This is a genomic window from Pseudocitrobacter cyperus (assembly GCF_039889165.1).
GTDB classification, from domain to species: domain Bacteria; phylum Pseudomonadota; class Gammaproteobacteria; order Enterobacterales; family Enterobacteriaceae; genus Pseudocitrobacter; species Pseudocitrobacter cyperus.
This window is the reverse complement of the sequence record NZ_JAYMYY010000001.1, coordinates 1,563,792-1,579,666: the sequence shown is the minus strand read 5'-3', so window position 1 is coordinate 1,579,666 and position 15,875 is coordinate 1,563,792. Positions and strand designations below refer to the sequence as shown.

16 protein-coding genes are annotated in these 15,875 nt (G+C 52.6%); 7 read left to right on the top strand and 9 right to left on the bottom strand.

Going from position 1 to position 15,875, the window contains the following annotated elements:
* The first annotated feature begins 184 nt into the window (after positions 1–184).
* Positions 185–445 (top strand): type B 50S ribosomal protein L31, encoded by a 261-nt coding sequence (locus tag VSR74_RS07705; protein ID WP_347794123.1) that lies wholly within the window; start codon positions 185–187, stop codon positions 443–445.
* Positions 445–585: a type B 50S ribosomal protein L36 gene (gene ykgO, locus VSR74_RS07700; RefSeq protein WP_003859006.1), complete on the top strand. Its 141-nt coding sequence runs from the start codon at positions 445–447 to the stop codon at positions 583–585. The genes VSR74_RS07705 and ykgO overlap by 1 nt, the downstream gene beginning before the upstream one ends.
* Here the strand turns inward: ykgO and VSR74_RS07695 are convergent.
* Complete coding sequence (locus VSR74_RS07695; protein ID WP_347794122.1) at positions 582–1,295, bottom strand: GNAT family N-acetyltransferase; 714 nt, start codon at positions 1,293–1,295, stop codon at positions 582–584. The genes ykgO and VSR74_RS07695 overlap by 4 nt on opposite strands.
* 101 nt (positions 1,296–1,396) lie before the next feature.
* On the opposite strand from VSR74_RS07695, the gene pdxR reads away from it, so the two are divergent.
* Positions 1,397–2,848, top strand: coding sequence for a MocR-like pyridoxine biosynthesis transcription factor PdxR (gene pdxR / locus VSR74_RS07690; RefSeq protein ID WP_347794121.1), 1,452 nt, complete (start codon positions 1,397–1,399; stop codon positions 2,846–2,848).
* Here pdxR and VSR74_RS07685 read toward each other — a convergent pair.
* The 6 genes from VSR74_RS07685 to acrA all read right to left on the bottom strand — a co-directional run bounded on the left by VSR74_RS07685 (position 2,823) and on the right by acrA (position 9,655).
* Positions 2,823–3,293, bottom strand: coding sequence for a YlaC family protein (locus VSR74_RS07685; protein ID WP_347794120.1), 471 nt, complete (start codon positions 3,291–3,293; stop codon positions 2,823–2,825). The two genes, pdxR and VSR74_RS07685, sit on opposite strands and share 26 nt — an antisense overlap.
* Before the next feature lie 104 nt (positions 3,294–3,397).
* On the bottom strand, positions 3,398–3,952 hold the full coding sequence (gene maa, locus VSR74_RS07680) for a maltose O-acetyltransferase (RefSeq protein WP_347794119.1): 555 nt from the start codon (positions 3,950–3,952) through the stop codon (positions 3,398–3,400).
* A 170-nt stretch (positions 3,953–4,122) separates the two neighbouring features.
* On the bottom strand, positions 4,123–4,341 hold the full coding sequence (locus VSR74_RS07675) for an HHA domain-containing protein (RefSeq protein WP_015965534.1): 219 nt from the start codon (positions 4,339–4,341) through the stop codon (positions 4,123–4,125).
* A gap of 26 nt (positions 4,342–4,367) precedes the next feature.
* Positions 4,368–4,742, bottom strand: a complete 375-nt coding sequence (gene tomB / locus VSR74_RS07670; protein WP_015965533.1) for an Hha toxicity modulator TomB — start codon at positions 4,740–4,742, stop codon at positions 4,368–4,370.
* A 547-nt stretch (positions 4,743–5,289) separates the two neighbouring features.
* Positions 5,290–8,439 (bottom strand): multidrug efflux RND transporter permease subunit AcrB, encoded by a 3,150-nt coding sequence (gene acrB, locus VSR74_RS07665; protein WP_347794118.1) that lies wholly within the window; start codon positions 8,437–8,439, stop codon positions 5,290–5,292.
* 22 nt (positions 8,440–8,461) lie between these two features.
* Complete coding sequence (acrA, locus tag VSR74_RS07660) at positions 8,462–9,655, bottom strand: multidrug efflux RND transporter periplasmic adaptor subunit AcrA (protein WP_347794117.1); 1,194 nt, start codon at positions 9,653–9,655, stop codon at positions 8,462–8,464.
* Positions 9,656–9,796: 141 nt separating this feature from the next.
* On the opposite strand from acrA, the gene acrR reads away from it, so the two are divergent.
* On the top strand, positions 9,797–10,438 hold the full coding sequence (acrR, locus tag VSR74_RS07655; protein WP_347794116.1) for a multidrug efflux transporter transcriptional repressor AcrR: 642 nt from the start codon (positions 9,797–9,799) through the stop codon (positions 10,436–10,438).
* Between the two features lie 130 nt (positions 10,439–10,568).
* Positions 10,569–13,922, top strand: coding sequence for a mechanosensitive channel MscK (gene mscK / locus VSR74_RS07650; protein WP_347794115.1), 3,354 nt, complete (start codon positions 10,569–10,571; stop codon positions 13,920–13,922).
* A gap of 64 nt (positions 13,923–13,986) precedes the next feature.
* Here mscK and rsmS read toward each other — a convergent pair whose 3' ends face one another.
* Positions 13,987–14,151: a pleiotropic regulatory protein RsmS gene (gene rsmS, locus VSR74_RS07645; protein WP_347794114.1), complete on the bottom strand. Its 165-nt coding sequence runs from the start codon at positions 14,149–14,151 to the stop codon at positions 13,987–13,989.
* A gap of 10 nt (positions 14,152–14,161) precedes the next feature.
* Entirely contained in the window at positions 14,162–14,689 is a 528-nt protein-coding gene (gene priC / locus VSR74_RS07640) for a primosomal replication protein N'' (RefSeq protein ID WP_347794113.1), read from the bottom strand.
* Positions 14,690–14,755: 66 nt separating this feature from the next.
* Here priC and VSR74_RS07635 point away from each other — a divergent pair, with 66 nt between their 5' ends.
* Both VSR74_RS07635 and apt read left to right on the top strand, forming a co-directional pair.
* On the top strand, positions 14,756–15,133 hold the full coding sequence (locus tag VSR74_RS07635) for a DUF454 family protein (protein WP_347794112.1): 378 nt from the start codon (positions 14,756–14,758) through the stop codon (positions 15,131–15,133).
* Between the two features lie 147 nt (positions 15,134–15,280).
* Positions 15,281–15,832, top strand: a complete 552-nt coding sequence (gene apt / locus VSR74_RS07630) for an adenine phosphoribosyltransferase (protein WP_347794111.1) — start codon at positions 15,281–15,283, stop codon at positions 15,830–15,832.
* The last annotated feature ends 43 nt before the right edge of the window (positions 15,833–15,875 follow it).

Here is a 15,875-nt window from a genome sequence, read left to right as displayed (position 1 = left end):
TGATGGCACAAGTATATCCCATCCAAATAATAAGCTTATTGAACAATCACGCGATTCAGATCTTTTTTTAGGACTTTCCGCGATGCAGGGAAAAGAGTAATACCCCCTTTTTGTGAAGGGTTGAATGCCATGAAGAGAAGGTATAGAGTGTTGTTATGTTATAACATCTCAGTGAGAGGGCATTATGAAAGCGAATATCCACCCGCACTATCGTACCGTGGTGTTCCACGACACCAGCGCTAATGAATACGTTAAAGTGGGCTCAACGATCAATACTGAGCGCGAAATTGAGCTGGAAGGGAAGACATATCCCTATGTCGCCCTCGATGTTTCTTCAAAGTCGCATCCGTTTTATACCGGAAAACAGAAGTCGTTTTCCAGCGAAGGCAGCACCGCGCGTTTCCGTCAGCGTTTTGGCCGTTTTCTTGATGTGAGAGGCCAGTAATGCAGGTACTCAATTCGTTACGTAGTGCAAAACAGCGTCACCCTGATTGCCAGATAGTGAAGCGAAAAGGGCGGCTGTACGTCATTTGTAAAAGCAACCCGCGTTTTAAAGCTGTGCAGGGGCGTAAAAAAAGACGTTAATCTTTCTTCTCATTGCGCCACTGTTCCAGGGTTTTTCGCTGCTTGCCGTCGGTATTGAAGTTGTCGGCGGCAAGCCAGCGGCAAAATGCTGTATTAAGCGCGGGCCATTCGCTGTCGAGAATCGAAAACCAGTCCGTATCGCGGTTATGGCCTTTAATCACCAGCGCCTGACGAAAGCGCCCCTCAAACTGGAACCCTAAGCGTAACGCCGCGTTGCGCGACGGTTCATTCAGACTGTTACATTTCCACTCGTAGCGACGGTAGCCGAGCGTGTCAAAGGCGTAACGCATCAGCAACCACTGAGCCTCGGTTGACCCTGGCGTGCGGCTAAGCAAGGGCGAGAAGTGGACGTGCCCTACCTCCATAACACCATTGCTGGCATCAATGCGCATCAGCGACAGCGATCCCACTGGCAGGTCTGTACGCTTATCAATCACCGCAAAATGAATGGGATCGTTCAGGTTTTCCACGCTGGCCACCCACTGGCGAAATTCGTCCACATGGCTGTCGGGTTCACGCAGTAACCATGTCCAGCTACGCGTATCCTGCGCAAGCTGATGGGCAGCAAACAGTGAGTCAGCATGACGCACGGCCAGCGGCTCCAGACGGCAATATGTTCCCTCCAGCACCAGGCGTTGCGGATGCGCGCGTGGACGCCAGTCTGGCAGCGCATCGCCAATGGGTTGATTAAATTGATTAAGTTGACTCATAACCTCTCCTCGCAGTCATTGGATAAGCTGAGAGTAGAGTTTTACTGGTTCCATAAGAAGTGCCATCTGTGTATCTTTTGATGGTGCCACGAGGAGCCCCGATGAATATTCCTGATGATCCCTTTTTTGTTTTGCTGGAACGCGCGCTTCAGTCGCGTGGGTCACAAACCCGACAACGCGCGCTCTATGACACGCTGAGAGAGGCGATTTTACAAGGGCAGTTACAGGCGCAGAGCCGCTTTCCTGGCTCCAGGGTCATCGCACAGAGGCTGGCGGTTTCCCGCAATACAGTGAATGGCGCGCTGGAACAACTGGCGCTTGAGGGGTATCTGCTGCGTGACCGGCAAGGAAGCCGGGTGGCGTTATTACCCCGGCCGGAAACCACGACCACATCGCTCACCCTTCCGGCATCGCTGGCCGGGCGATTCCGGCAACTGCCGCCTGCGACGCCGCGCGAGTCGCCTCCCATGCTGTTTACGCCGGGGACACCTGCTATCAACTATTTCCCATTGCCCCTGTGGCGACGCCTGCTCGATCGCACCCTGCGTGAAGAGGGGAGCCTGCTGTTGGGTTACGGCGATTCGGCGGGAGAATGGTCGTTGCGGGAAGCGATTGCTCGCCATCTGGCGCTTTCGCGAGGGATTGACTGCGATGCCAGTCAGGTGGTGATCACCGAAGGCGCGCTGGAAGGGATTAACCTCTGCACACAGCTTCTCAGCGAACCAGGGCAGTTGGCGTGGGTAGAGGAGCCGGGCTATTTCGGGGCCAAAAGCGCATTTCTGGCGGCCGGGTTGCAACTTGAAGGTATTCCCGTCGATGCAGAAGGCATGCAATTTTCTGCTGCATCGTCGAGGCCGCGCCTGATTTTTACTTCGCCCTCGCATCAATATCCATTGGGAAGTGTGCTCAGCGCGGCGCGGCGTCTGGCGCTGCTGGAGAGCGCGCAACGCACGGGCGCGTGGATTATCGAAGATGATTATGACAGTGAGTTTCGCTATAGCGGCGAACCCATTCCGGCGATGCGCGGTATGGTCAGGGATGCACCGGTAGTCTACCTGGGAACCTTCAGTAAAACGTTATTTCCGTCGCTGCGGTTGGGGTTTATGGTATTACCGACGTCGCTGGTAAGGGCGGCGCAGCCTGCGATTCAGGCATTGCTCCGCGGGGGACATCGCGCTGAACAGCGTGCGCTGGCGGCCTTTATCGAAGAGGGACACTACGCCCGCCATCTGGCGGCAATGCGTCGCCTCTATCGCAAACGGCAGGCGCAATTACGCGAGGCGCTGGCGAAGGAGTTACCGTTCCCTCACCAGGTATTGGCCGGGGAGGGGGGATTGCATCTCACTGTGCTTATCGACGGGATTGATGATGTGGCATTGGTGAAGCTCGCCAGGCAGCAGCAGATCTCCCCGGCGGCGCTCAGTCAGTTTTATCTTACGGAGGAGCACCGGCGTACCGGGCTGGTGCTTGGCTATGGTAATACTTCCGCTTCGCGCTTTATCCCGGCGATTCGCACGCTGCAGCGGATTATGACGACCTTTCCGCACGGGTAAGGGTAAAGACGTCGTAGAATGAGAGTTCTCCCTTGGTCGCGAGCATTTTTTCCAGTTGTGCTCTGGCCTGTGCATTGACTCGCGGCGAACTCTGGATGGATTTGATCAGTTCATTTGGCACAAAACGGGTGTTATACCATTCGCCGTTGTAGCAGACGCGGAAGTCGAGCACATCGATATCGTCATAGTGATAGCGTGGATATACGTCAAAAAAGAAAAACGCGTTCAGCAGGGCGAACAGCAGCCACAGCAGCCAGACGGAACTTTCCAGCGTTTCTGAACGCATCATGACAATCAGCGTGGCAAAAAACGCGGCATACATGCCCAAAAACAACCCTGGGTGGTTGCGGATAAAACTGATGCTAAAGCGCGGCCGGTTGTCGCGCTTTTCACGAACGTTCAGTTCATCGATAGTTTGCGTAAGTAATCGCTGGATCTCTGTCATATTGGGCTCTGCAACTCAGGGCGGACTCACCTATTGTAGGTTGCATTAACCAACACAAAAAGTAACAGATTGGTTGCGAAAAAGCATAACAGTCGAATGTTACCTTAGCTCAGCATTTTGATGATACGGGCAGGGTTTCCCCCGACGACGGCATTATCCGGCACATCTTTCACCACGACTGCGCCTGAGGCGACGACAACGTTGTCGCCAAGGGTTACGCCAGGGTTGATTACCGCGCGCCCGCCAATCCAGACGTTATCGCCTATCACAACCGGTTTGCCATATTCATAGCCGCTGTTGCGCTCGACGGCATCCAGAGGATGGGTCGCCGTGTAAATATGAACGCCCGGCGCCAGCATGCAGTTGTCCCCAATGGTAATAGGACAAACATCTAACATCACGCAATCAAAATTGGCATAGAAGTTTTTACCCAGCGTGATGTTGTAACCGTAGTCGCAGCGAAAATTAGGCTCAATATAAGCATCGTGGCTTTTATTAAAGAGTTCAGCTAATAGCTGATGGCGTAACGCTTTTTCATCGGGAGCTGAATGGTTGTAGCGATGAAGCAACTGCCTGGCACGCAGGCTATCGGCTCTAAGGGTAGTATCACCTGGGCGATAGGGTTCGCCTGCGATCATCTTTCGTTTCTCTTCACTCATGTCACACTCCTCGCTAGTCGAGAGCGTTAACAATAAGAGCTACAGCTACAAGAGGGAACGTTCCCTGTTTATCAGTGTGACTTTAATCACAAACAAGCTCTGGGAGAGATGGAACGTTACGATTGCTGATTGACTTTAACTAACACCTGCCACTGTTGCGGAAATAAAAATTAGCGGATGAATTTCCATACGGTCGATGGGATCTTGTCGTACAGCTTATTCATCGTCAATTCTGCCAGACGATGATCGGCGGCTGAGTAAAATACAGCCAGTTCATTGTCAGAAAGTTCATATTTATTTTTTTCAATGACGCGTTCCAGCGTATCAATTGACTGGCAACGGCGCAGTCTCATCAAATAATCAGTTTTAGTTAATGGTTTCTCAGACATAATTCACCCATATGATTGTAATTATCTTAACATGAGAGACTAACAGGGTTAGCTCGGCTGGCGTTGACGAAACAGCGGAAGAGTTTGTTTCCGGACTTGCGCCATTTTTGCAAGTCCTCACTATTAATGCCGTAGTTACTGAACAACATGAAAGTATCATCCAGATATTCGTCAATTTGTGCAATCAATTTATTATCTTCGTTGTACTTAATTTTATAATTAAGCGCAAAGGTCGCGATATGCTCTATCAGCTCATTAAGTTGAAGGTTGATTGCAGAGGTTGGGTCATTTACCCAACCGTGATTGCTCTCTTCAAGATTGGCCAGGCAATCATGGTACAAGGTCTCGCAAAGAAACCTGAGCTGCGCAATATCGTGTCTTTTTGGCGAGTATTCGTCCATAGCACATCCCCTTATTCGTGGTTTTAACGACGAGTAACAAGCAGTGTTGTGGGATGGAGGGTTCTGGTACTAACCGGAAACATACGCATAATCCTTACGCACTAACTATAATCCACTCTGAAAAAGATTTCACCGCGCTATTACGAAAAATTACAATTAAAACGATTATTCTTAATATTGACCGCAATGAAAATCTGCGGAGATTAATCCTGGTCAGGCATTGTTATCAGTCGTCGCATCAGATTCATTAAAATTCATTAACTTACCTATTGGCTACAGCGCCGAAAACGACGGTTATCCTCAGCATGCCTGTGGGATAAAAGGTTTTCATCATCGATTTATCTGCTGAATTTTAGTTCAGAATTTTCTTAAACAATTTAGGCGGTGAACATTCACAAGAATGAATCAACAACATTCCAGATAAGCCTTGATTTCTTAAGTATAAATCTTTATAGGGCCAAACAATATAAAAGTAAGCAGCGATATGTGCTCTTTCGCTGCAAACACAAAGGGCCGCTTGCGCGGCCCTTTGTCATTAGGGGAAATATTAGTGACGCTCAGCCGGTTGGCTATGCTCGCTCTCTTCCACCTTGCGGCCAAAGCGGCGGCGAACCACCACGAAGAACACCGGGACGAAGAAGATAGCCAGAACCGTTGCGGTGACCATCCCGCCCATTACGCCGGTACCTACGGCGTTCTGCGCGCCGGAGCCAGCACCGGTACTGATTACCAGCGGCATAACCCCGAGGATGAACGCCAGCGACGTCATCAGGATTGGACGCAGACGCATGCGTACCGCTTCAAGCGTTGCTTCAATCAGGCCTTTGCCTTCTTTTTCCATCAGATCTTTGGCAAATTCCACGATTAATATCGCGTTCTTCGCCGACAAGCCAATGGTTGTCAGCAGGCCCACCTGGAAGTAAACGTCATTGGTCAGCCCACGGAAGGTGGCGGCCAGCAGTGCGCCGATAACCCCCAGTGGAACCACCAGCATAACGGAGAACGGAATCGACCAGCTCTCGTACAGCGCCGCCAGACAGAGGAAGACCACAATCAGCGAAATCGCGTACAGGGCAGGGGCCTGGTTACCAGAAAGACGTTCCTGGTAAGACATCCCGGTCCAGTCGTAACCGATACCTGACGGTAGTTTGCTCGCCAGTTCTTCCATCAGCGTCATGGCTTCACCGGTACTTCTTCCCGGAGCCGCCTGGCCCAGGATTTCCATTGATGGCAGACCGTTATAGCGTTCCAGACGCGGTGAACCATATTCCCAGTGCGAAGTGGAGAAGGCCGCGAAAGGCACCATCTGACCATCGGAACCGCGCACGTACCAGTTGTTGATATCTTCCGGCAGCATGCGGTACTGGGCTTCGGACATCACGTACACTTTCTTCACACGACCGCGGTCGATGAAGTCGTTGACGTAGCTACTCCCCCAGGCCGCACCCAGCGTGGTGTTGATATCGCTGATGGACACGCCCAACGCCTGTGCTTTTTCCTGATCGATATCGATCTTGAACTGCGGCGTATCTTCCAGGCCGTTAGGGCGAACGCCGACTAACAGATCAGGATGTTTGGCCACTTCACCAAACAACTGGTTACGCGCCTGAGTCAGTTTGTCGTGACCCAGACCCCCCTGGTCAATTAGCTGGAAGTCAAAACCGGTTGCCGTACCCAGTTCAACAATCGCTGGCAGGTTAAAGGCGAACACCATCGCATCTTTAATCTGCGAGAAAGCGCCCATTGCACGTTGGGTAATGGCTTCAACTTTGTTCTCTTCGCCCGGACGATCCGCCCAGTCTTTCAGAGAAACGAAGGCAATACCGGTATTCTGGCCACGGCCTGCGAAACCAAAGCCGTTAACCGCAAACACAGATGCAACGTTGTCTTTCTCTTTGGTGAGATAGTAATCGGTCATCTCATCCAGCACTTTCTGCGTGCGCTCCTGCGTTGCCCCGGCCGGAAGCTGGGCCATACTCAGGAACACCCCCTGGTCTTCATCTGGCAGGAACGAACTTGGCAGACGCACGAACAGGAAGGCCATGCCGACCACGATGATGATATAGAGCAGCAGATAACGACCGGTGCTGCGCAGGATGTTGCCTACGCTGTCGGTGTAGTGATGCGTACTCTTATCAAACATGCGGTTGAACCAACCGAAGAAGCCTTTTTTGCCTTCGCCGTGATCGCCTTTGGCGACCGGTTTCAGCATCGTGGCACACAGCGCCGGGGTCAGAATCAACGCCACCAGTACGGACAGCGCCATCGCCGAAACGATAGTGATGGAGAACTGACGGTAGATTGCCCCGGTAGAACCGCCGAAGAAGGCCATCGGGATAAATACCGCCGACAGCACCATCGCGATACCTACCAGTGCGCCCTGAATCTGGCCCATCGATTTACGCGTCGCCTCTTTCGGTGGTAGCCCTTCGTCGCTCATCACACGCTCGACGTTTTCTACCACCACGATGGCGTCATCCACCAATAGCCCTATCGCCAGCACCATCCCGAACATCGTCAGGGTGTTGATGGAGAAACCAAAGGCCGCAAGGATAGCGAAGGTACCCAGCAATACCACCGGCACCGCGATAGTTGGAATCAACGTCGCGCGGAAGTTTTGCAGGAACAGGTACATCACGATGAATACCAGGATGATCGCTTCAACCAGTGTTTTCACCACTTCGTTAATGGAGATCTGAACGAACGGGGTGGTGTCATACGGGTAAACAATCTGCAAGCCTGACGGGAAGAACGGTTCCATCTTCTTCAGTTCGGCACGGATAGCTTTCGCCGTGTCCAGCGCGTTCGCACCGGTCGCCAGCTTGATACCCAGACCCGAAGCAGGTTTACCGTTGAACTTAGCGACGATGTCATAGTTCTCACCACCCAGCTCAATCTTCGCGACGTCGCGCAGGCGAACCTGCGAACCATCCTGATTGACTTTCAGCAGGATTTTCCCGAACTCATCGGTGCTGGTCAGACGGGTCTGCGCGATGATTGAGGCGTTAAGTTGCTGCCCCTTCACCGGCGGCGTCCCGCCTAACTGACCCGCGGCAACCTGGGCGTTCTGCGCTTTGATAGCCGAAATGACGTCAACCGGCGTCAACTGGAAGTTGTTCAGTTTGGTGGGATCCATCCAGATACGCATGGCGTACTGGGAACCGAACAACTGAACGTCACCGACACCAGAAGTACGGCTGATCGGATCTTTCATGTTCGCCGCAACGTAGTCGGAAATATCTTCCTGAGTCATGGTGCCGTTGGTGTTGATAACACCAACAACCATCAGGAAGCTACTGGAGGACTTCTCAACGCTAATACCTTGTTGCTGAACTTCCTGCGGCAGCAACGGAGTTGCCAGCGACAGTTTGTTCTGCACCTGTACCTGCGCGATATCCGCGTCAGTACCGGATTCAAAGGTCAGCGTGATCTGTACCGTACCGGTAGAGTCACTGTTGGAGGACATGTACATCAGGTTATCGATACCGTTCATATTCTGTTCGATAACCTGTGTCACGGTGTCCTGCACCGTCTGGGCATCAGCACCCGGATAGGTCGCGGAGATCGTCACGGCTGGCGGCGCAATCGTTGGATATTGCGCTACCGGCAGTTTCATGATCGCGAGTCCCCCGGCAAGCATGATGATGATTGCGATCACCCATGCAAATATCGGGCGATCGATAAAGAAATTAGCCATGTCTTAACGGCTCCTGTTTAAGTTAAGACTGAGTTTTTTCTGACGCTGCGCCGGCTGCGGCTTGTTCTTTATTGTCAGAAGTCACTTCCTGCGCTTTCACCTGCGCGCCTGGACGGACTTTTTGCAGGCCGGTGATAATCACACGGTCGCCGTCTTTCAGCCCTTCAGTGACCAGCCATTTATCGCCAATCGCCTGGGTTGCCTTGATGTTACGCGTTTCAACTTTATCGCCTTCACCCACCACCAGTGCGGTAGCATCGCCGCGCGGGGTACGGGTCACACCTTGCTGTGGAACCAGCAGTGCGCTTGGGTTTACCCCCTCTTCAAGACGGGCACGAACGAACATGCCTGGCAGCAGAGTATGGTCAGGGTTAGGGAAAATAGCGCGCAGGGTGATAGAACCGGTGGTCTGGTCAACCGTCACATCAGAGAACTCTAATGTGCCGCTCTGCGGGTATTTGGTACCGTCGTTCGTCACGAGGTCTACTTTCGCTTTGCCGTTTTCCTGCTTCAGCGTACCGTTGGCCAGTTCCTGTTTCAGACGCAGGAAATCGTTGCTGGATTGCGTCACGTCGACATAAATCGGATCCAGTTGTTGCACGGTGGCCATCGCCGTTGCCTGCCCGTTTTGCACCAGGGCGCCTTCCGTCACCGCGGATTTACCGATACGACCGCTGATAGGGGAGGTGACTTTGGTGTAAGCCAGGTTGATACGCGCGGTTTCAACAGCGGCTTTGGCTGCAACAACGGCAGCATTAGCCTGCTGTGCATCCGCCTGCGCGGTGTCGTAGTCTTGTTGACTGATGTACTGCGTACCCAGAAGTTTCTGGTAACGCTTGACGGTAAGCTGGGCAATATTGGCAGCAGCTTGTGCTTTCGCAAGGTCGCCTTTCGCGCTTTCATAAGCGGCCTGATAGGTGGCAGGGTCTATCTGATAAAGAGACACGCCCGCCTCGATATCACCACCTTCCGTAAAGTTTCGCTTCAGAATGATACCGCTGACCTGCGGACGAACTTCCGCAATGCGATACGCGTTGGTGCGTCCCGGGAGTTCAGTCGTGATTTGAAGAGGTTCGGTCTTGAGCGTCACAACGCCGACTTCCGGCATCTGCTGCGCTCCTTGTTGAGCCCCTTTGTCGTCACATCCTGTAAGCGCTAAGCTGCCTGAGAGCATCAGAACGACCGCCAGAGGCGTTAACCCTCTGTTTTTGTTCATATGTAAACCTCGAGTGTCCGATTTCAAATTGATCAATGGTTCAGCGTCCACAAACCCATTGCTGCGTTTATATTATCGTCGTGCTATGGTACATACATTCACAAATGTATGTAAATCTAACCTCTGTAAATTCACCAACCTATGGCACGAAAAACCAAACAAGAAGCCCTTGCTACGCGTCAGCACATCCTTGATGTTGCGCTGAAGCTGTTTTCACAACAAGGCGTATCGTCAACCTCGCTGGTGGATATTGCCCGGGCGGCAGGCGTCACGCGCGGGGCTATCTATTGGCATTTCAAAGACAAGTCGGATTTATTTGGTGAAATCTGGGAATTATCAGAGTCCAGTATCGGCGATCTTGAGAATGAGTATCGGGTAAAATTCCCTGACGATCCACTCTCAGTTTTAAGGGAGATATTAGTATATATCCTTGAAGCAACGGTTGTTGAAGAGCGTAGACGCTTGATGATGGAGATTATATTCCATAAATGTGAATTTGTCGGTGAAATGGCTGTTTTACAGCAGGCACAGCGTAATCTTTGCATGGAAAGTTACGACCGTATTGAGCAAGTGTTAAATGATTGTATATCCGCACAAATGCTGCCGGCAAAATTGTTAACCCGCCGGGCAGCCATTTTGATGCGCAGTTATGTCTCTGGAATAATGGAGAACTGGCTCTTTGCGCCGGGTTCGTTTGATCTGAAAAAAGAGGCGCGTGATTACGTGGCCATTCTGCTGGAGATGTTTCAGTTCTGCCCGACGTTACACGAAAAATCAGGTTAATCAGAAAATGCGTTATTACCAGGAATAATCCTGGAAAGTCGCGCTATTCGCCAGATTGCAGAAGTGCTATTCTTCGCACGCGTTTATCCCCCGGTTTTCTCCGGCTTTTGCAATCACTCATGTTAAAACTATGCTGCATAACATTCGCTCGCGGAACACATTTTTCGCATTTATAGTCGTTATTGCATGTCTTTTCTGCACTGTCACCGCTGCTCAGGCGCGTGCTACAAGCGGCAATGACCTTCCCGAACGCGCCGATATTCAGGCGCAAATCGATGCTTTCAACAAGAAGAAAGATCTCACTCCCCAGGAAAAACTGGAGCTGCAGGATCTGACCGAAACTGCCCAGTTCCTCGATAAAATCGATCGCATCAAAGACGAAACGGCGCAACTGCAAAAGAAAGTTGATCAGGCTCCTGCGCAGTTGCGTGAGGCGACAGAAAAACTGAATGCCCTGAGCGACGCCGACAATGATGATGAAACGCGAAAAACGCTCTCGTCGCTCTCGTTGCGCCAACTGGAAGCGCGCCTGAGCCAGATGGTCGATGATTTGCAAAATGCGCAGAATGACCTGGCGACCTATAACAGTCAGCTTGTTTCGCTGCAAACGCAGCCGGAGCGTGTACAAAACGCCATGAATGCGGCCTCGCAGCAACTGCAGCAGATCCGCAACAGTCTGAACGGCACCACGGTGGGCGAAGGGGCGTTGCGTCCTTCACAGCAGACCATGCTTCAGGTTCAGCAAGCGTTGCTTAATGCGGAGCTTGATCAGCAACGTAAAAGTTTACAGGGTAATACCACGCTACAGGACACCCTGCAAAAACAGCGTGATTACATCACGGCGTACACCACGCGTCTTGAACATCAGCTTCAGCTATTGCAGGAGGCGGTGAACACCAAGCGTCTGACGCTGACGGAAAAAACGGCGCAGGAAACTGCCTCGCCGGAAGAGACTGCGCGTATCCAGGCCAACCCTTTGGTAAAACAGGAACTGGAGATCAACCATCAGTTGAGCCAGCGCCTGATTACGGTGACAGAAAGCGGCAACCAACTGGTTCAGCAAAATATTAAAGTTAAGAACTGGCTCGACCGTGCGCTGCAATCTGAGCGTAATATCAAAGAGCAAATCGCGGTGCTGAAAGGCAGCCTGTTGCTGTCGCGCATTCTGTATCAGCAGCAGCAGACGTTACCCTCTGCCGATGAACTGGAAGATATGACCAACCGCATTGCGGATCTGCGTCTCGAGCAGTTCGAAATTAACCAACAGCGTGATGCCATGTTCCAGAGCGAAGATTTTGTTGCGAAGCTGGAACAGGGGCACACCAGCGATGTGAATCCGGAAGTCCATGACGCCCTGCTGCAACTGGTGGACGCGCGCCGCGAAGCGCTGGATTTAATTAACAAACAATTGGGTTCCCAACTGATGATGGCCATCAACCTGCAAATTAACCAGCAGCAGTTGATGAGCGTGTCGAAAAATCTCAAAGAGATCCTCACCCAGCAAATCTTCTGGGTAAACAGCAACAAACCGATGGGTTGGGACTGGATTAAATCCTTCCCTGGCGCGCTGAAAGATCAGTTCAAGTCGATGAAAATCACCGTGAACTGGGAAAAAGCGTGGCCTGCGGTGTTTATCGCATTCCTGGCGGGATTACCTCTGCTGCTGATTGCCGGGCTGATTCGCTGGAAACTGGGCGCGCTGCGCGCATATCAGGCGCGGCTGGCCGAACAAGTGGGGCAGTTGCGTAATGACAGCCAGTTGCACACGCCAAAAGCGATACTGATTGATCTGGTCAGAGCGCTGCCGGTGGTGCTGCTGATCCTCGCGGTTGGCCTGATACTGCTTACTATGCAGCTTAACATCAGCGACCTGCTGTGGGCGTTTTGTAAAAAGCTGGCGATGTTCTGGTTAATCTTCGGCTTATGTTGGAAGGTGCTGGAAAAAGACGGCGTGGCCGTGCGCCATTTTAATATGCCGGAACAGATAACCAGCCACTGGCGTCGCCAGATTGTCCGCATCAGCCTGGCGCTGTTGCCACTGCATTTCTGGTCAGTCGTTTCTGAACTCTCGCCGCTGCACCTGATGGACGATGTGCTGGGGCAGTTTGTGATCCTGCTGAATCTGCTGCTTATCGCCATTCTGGTTTGGCCGATGTGCCGTGATAGCTGGCGCGATAAAGAGTCCCATGGCCTGCGTCTGGTCACGATTACCGTGCTGTCGCTGGTGCCGATTGGATTGATGGTATTGACGGCGACCGGGTACTTCTACACCACGTTGCGTCTCTCTGGCCGCTGGATTGAAACCGTCTATCTGGTGATTGTCTGGAATCTGCTTTATCAAACCGTGCTGCGCGGTCTGAGCGTTGCGGCGCGGCGTATCGCCTATCGTCGTGCGGTCGCCCGTCGACAGAACATGGTGAAAGAGGGCGCGGAAGGCGCTGAACCTGCGGAAGAGCCGACAATTGCGCTCGAACAGGTCAACCAGCAAACCCTGCGTATCACGATGCTGGTGATGGTCTCGCTGTTTGCCGTGGTGTTCTGGGCTATCTGGTCTGACTTAATTACCGTTTTCACCTATCTGGACAGCATCACTCTGTGGCACTACACCGGCACGGAAGCGGGCGCCAGCGTGATGAAAAGCGTCACCATGGGCAGCCTGCTGTTTGCGGTGATTGCGGCGGCGATAGCCTGGGCGCTCATCCGCAACTTGCCTGGTTTGCTGGAAGTGCTGGTGCTCTCGCGTCTCAACATGCGCCAGGGGGCCTCTTATGCCATCACGACCATTCTGAACTATGTGATTATCGCCGTAGGTGCGATGACCGTATTCGGCTCGCTGGGCGTCTCGTGGGATAAATTACAGTGGCTGGCGGCGGCATTGTCGGTAGGTCTTGGTTTTGGTCTGCAGGAGATCTTCGGTAACTTTGTCTCCGGCATTATCATTCTGTTCGAGCGTCCGGTGCGTATTGGCGATACGGTTACGATTGGCACCTTCTCCGGTACGGTCAGCAAGATCCGTATTCGCGCCACGACGATCACCGATTTCGACCGGAAAGAGGTGATCATCCCGAACAAAGCGTTCGTTACTGAACGTCTGATCAACTGGTCGCTCAGTGATACGATCACCCGCGTGGTAATCAGCCTGGGCGTTGCTTATGGCTCAGATCTCGACAAGGTAAAAGAGGTACTACTGAAAGCGGCGATGGAGCATCCGAAAGTGATGCACGATCCGGAGCCGATCGTGTTGTTTACGACTTTCGGTGCCAGCACGCTGGATCACGAACTGCGTCTTTACGTGCGTGAACTGCGCGATCGCAGCTACACCGTCGATGAACTGAACCGCACCATCGATCGTCTGTGCCGCGAAAACAACATCAACATTGCCTTTAATCAACTGGAAGTTCATCTGCACAATGAAAAAGGCGATGAAGTAACGGAAGTGAAGCGGGATAACAATGATGGTAATCATCTCGCCGTAGCGGATTGATATCACGCCGCCATCGCCGGATGGCGGCTTTTACAGGCCCGGTTAGCGATTCGCTACCGGGTGGTTATTCAGCGCGATTGTCGGCTGTTGATGTTAATTTCTTAACGAAATCCCGCTTCACCATCTCCAGCGCGCTGAGTACCACCTCCGGCGCGATATCATGGCTCTCCAGTAGCATTATCAAATCGACCGCCAGCTTGACATCATCCGGCGCATTTTCCAGCGACATACCTTCTCCTTTAGCGCATTAAGCGCGCCAGTACGGTTTCAATTTCCTGTAATGCCTGCCGGCAGCGAGCCAGGCGGGCGTCAAAGGCGGTAATTTCACGGCTGAGACGCTGCTGCTCTTCAAAGGTGGTCGTCTGCGCAAGCTGACGCTCACGCGCCTGTTTCATCTCCACGAGTCGACGTTCGAACTCCTGGGTTTGCAGGCGCTTGCGCTGCCAGCGTGTCTGCGCGGGTGAGGCGCTATCCCAGGCACGCAGCGACCAGGCTTCGCTTTCACGACTGATCGCTTCAATTTGTGCCACCAACCGTTCTGCAAGCCAGGCAACCTGCGGGCGTTGCTGCTGCCCGACCGCCCGTTGCAGCTCGCTAAAATGCTTTTGCGCCTCATTAAGACACGCCTGTAGCGTGGTGCTGCGGGTATGAAACAACTTCCGGTCAAAGCGGGGCGTTAGTGTGGCGTGCTGCGCCAGAGGCGCGATGCGCGTTTGCAGCCGCGCAAGTTGTGCTTCCAGCGTATGTAAAAGCTGCGCTATTTTCACGCCACTCTCCGTATAAATTTATCAACTATGCTACATTAGCGACTGGTATTGATAACGATTCTCGCTATGCAACGCACTATTTTAATCATGATTGGCTGGCTGGCGGTAGCTCTGGGCACTTTAGGCGTCGTTTTGCCGCTACTGCCCACCACGCCTTTTATTCTACTCGCCGCCTGGTGCTTCGCGCGCTCCTCGCCGCGTTTTCATCACTGGCTGCTTTATCGCTCCTGGTTTGGCGGCTATTTGCGCCACTGGCAAAAGTATCGGGCGATGCCGCGTGGGGCAAAACCACGGGCGATTATCTTAATTCTTATCACCTTCGGCGTCTCTTTATGGCTGGTGAAGATGATGTGGGTTCGTATACTGCTGCTGGCGATTTTGGCTTGTCTGCTTATTTTCATGTGGCGGATACCGGTGATTGATGCGGAACAACAAAAGCCGTAAAGCGCATCAATGGTGTTGCAATTCTTATCAGCAGTCAGTAAATTCGACCGTTTTCGAGCACAGGCGCGCCGGTCAAAAGTTAATCAGATGTAACTTTGGCCCATTTTGCACGCCTCGAGTAACATCGTTTTAAGCAGGCACAAACCTATGACCGCTACTGCACAGCAGCTTGAATTTCTGAAGAACAGCATCAAAAGCATCCAGGACTATCCGAAGCCGGGCATCCTTTTCCGTGACGTCACAAGCTTAATGGAAGATCCGCAAGCCTACGCACTCAGCATTGAGCTGCTGGTCAATCGCTTCAAAGATGCTGGCATCACTAAAGTCGTGGGCACCGAAGCACGTGGTTTTCTGTTTGGCGCGCCGGTCGCACTGGCGTTGGGCGTTGGTTTTGTTCCGGTACGTAAGCCGGGCAAACTGCCGCGCGAAACCATCTCGGAAAGCTACGAACTGGAGTACGGCACCGATAAACTGGAAATCCACGTTGATGCCATTAAACCGGGCGACAAAGTACTGGTGGTTGATGATCTGCTGGCAACCGGCGGCACCATCGAAGCGACCGTTAAATTGATCCGTCGTCTGGGCGGCGAAGTGACCGATGCTGCGTTTATCATCAACCTGTTCGACCTGGGTGGTGAGCAACGTCTGGAAAAACAGGGTATCACCAGCTACAGTCTGGTTTCTTTCCCGGGCCACTAAGCAAATCCCGATACTGAGCCTCGCCGTATTGGCGGGGCTGTGA

Coding starts and splice junctions, on each gene's coding strand:
- ykgO (WP_003859006.1), top strand. CDS start 445: ATGCAGGTACTCAATTCGTTACGTAGTGCAAAACAGCGTCACCCTGAT.
- VSR74_RS07675 (WP_015965534.1), bottom strand. CDS start 4,341: ATGTCTGAGAAACCATTAACTAAAACTGATTATTTGATGAGACTGCGC.
- mscK (WP_347794115.1), top strand. CDS start 10,569: ATGCTGCATAACATTCGCTCGCGGAACACATTTTTCGCATTTATAGTC.
- acrR (WP_347794116.1), top strand. CDS start 9,797: ATGGCACGAAAAACCAAACAAGAAGCCCTTGCTACGCGTCAGCACATC.
- VSR74_RS07695 (WP_347794122.1), bottom strand. CDS start 1,295: ATGAGTCAACTTAATCAATTTAATCAACCCATTGGCGATGCGCTGCCA.
- apt (WP_347794111.1), top strand. CDS start 15,281: ATGACCGCTACTGCACAGCAGCTTGAATTTCTGAAGAACAGCATCAAA.
- VSR74_RS07635 (WP_347794112.1), top strand. CDS start 14,756: ATGCAACGCACTATTTTAATCATGATTGGCTGGCTGGCGGTAGCTCTG.
- rsmS (WP_347794114.1), bottom strand. CDS start 14,151: ATGTCGCTGGAAAATGCGCCGGATGATGTCAAGCTGGCGGTCGATTTG.
- VSR74_RS07685 (WP_347794120.1), bottom strand. CDS start 3,293: ATGACAGAGATCCAGCGATTACTTACGCAAACTATCGATGAACTGAAC.
- tomB (WP_015965533.1), bottom strand. CDS start 4,742: ATGGACGAATACTCGCCAAAAAGACACGATATTGCGCAGCTCAGGTTT.
- acrB (WP_347794118.1), bottom strand. CDS start 8,439: ATGGCTAATTTCTTTATCGATCGCCCGATATTTGCATGGGTGATCGCA.
- VSR74_RS07705 (WP_347794123.1), top strand. CDS start 185: ATGAAAGCGAATATCCACCCGCACTATCGTACCGTGGTGTTCCACGAC.
- pdxR (WP_347794121.1), top strand. CDS start 1,397: ATGAATATTCCTGATGATCCCTTTTTTGTTTTGCTGGAACGCGCGCTT.
- maa (WP_347794119.1), bottom strand. CDS start 3,952: ATGAGTGAAGAGAAACGAAAGATGATCGCAGGCGAACCCTATCGCCCA.
- acrA (WP_347794117.1), bottom strand. CDS start 9,655: ATGAACAAAAACAGAGGGTTAACGCCTCTGGCGGTCGTTCTGATGCTC.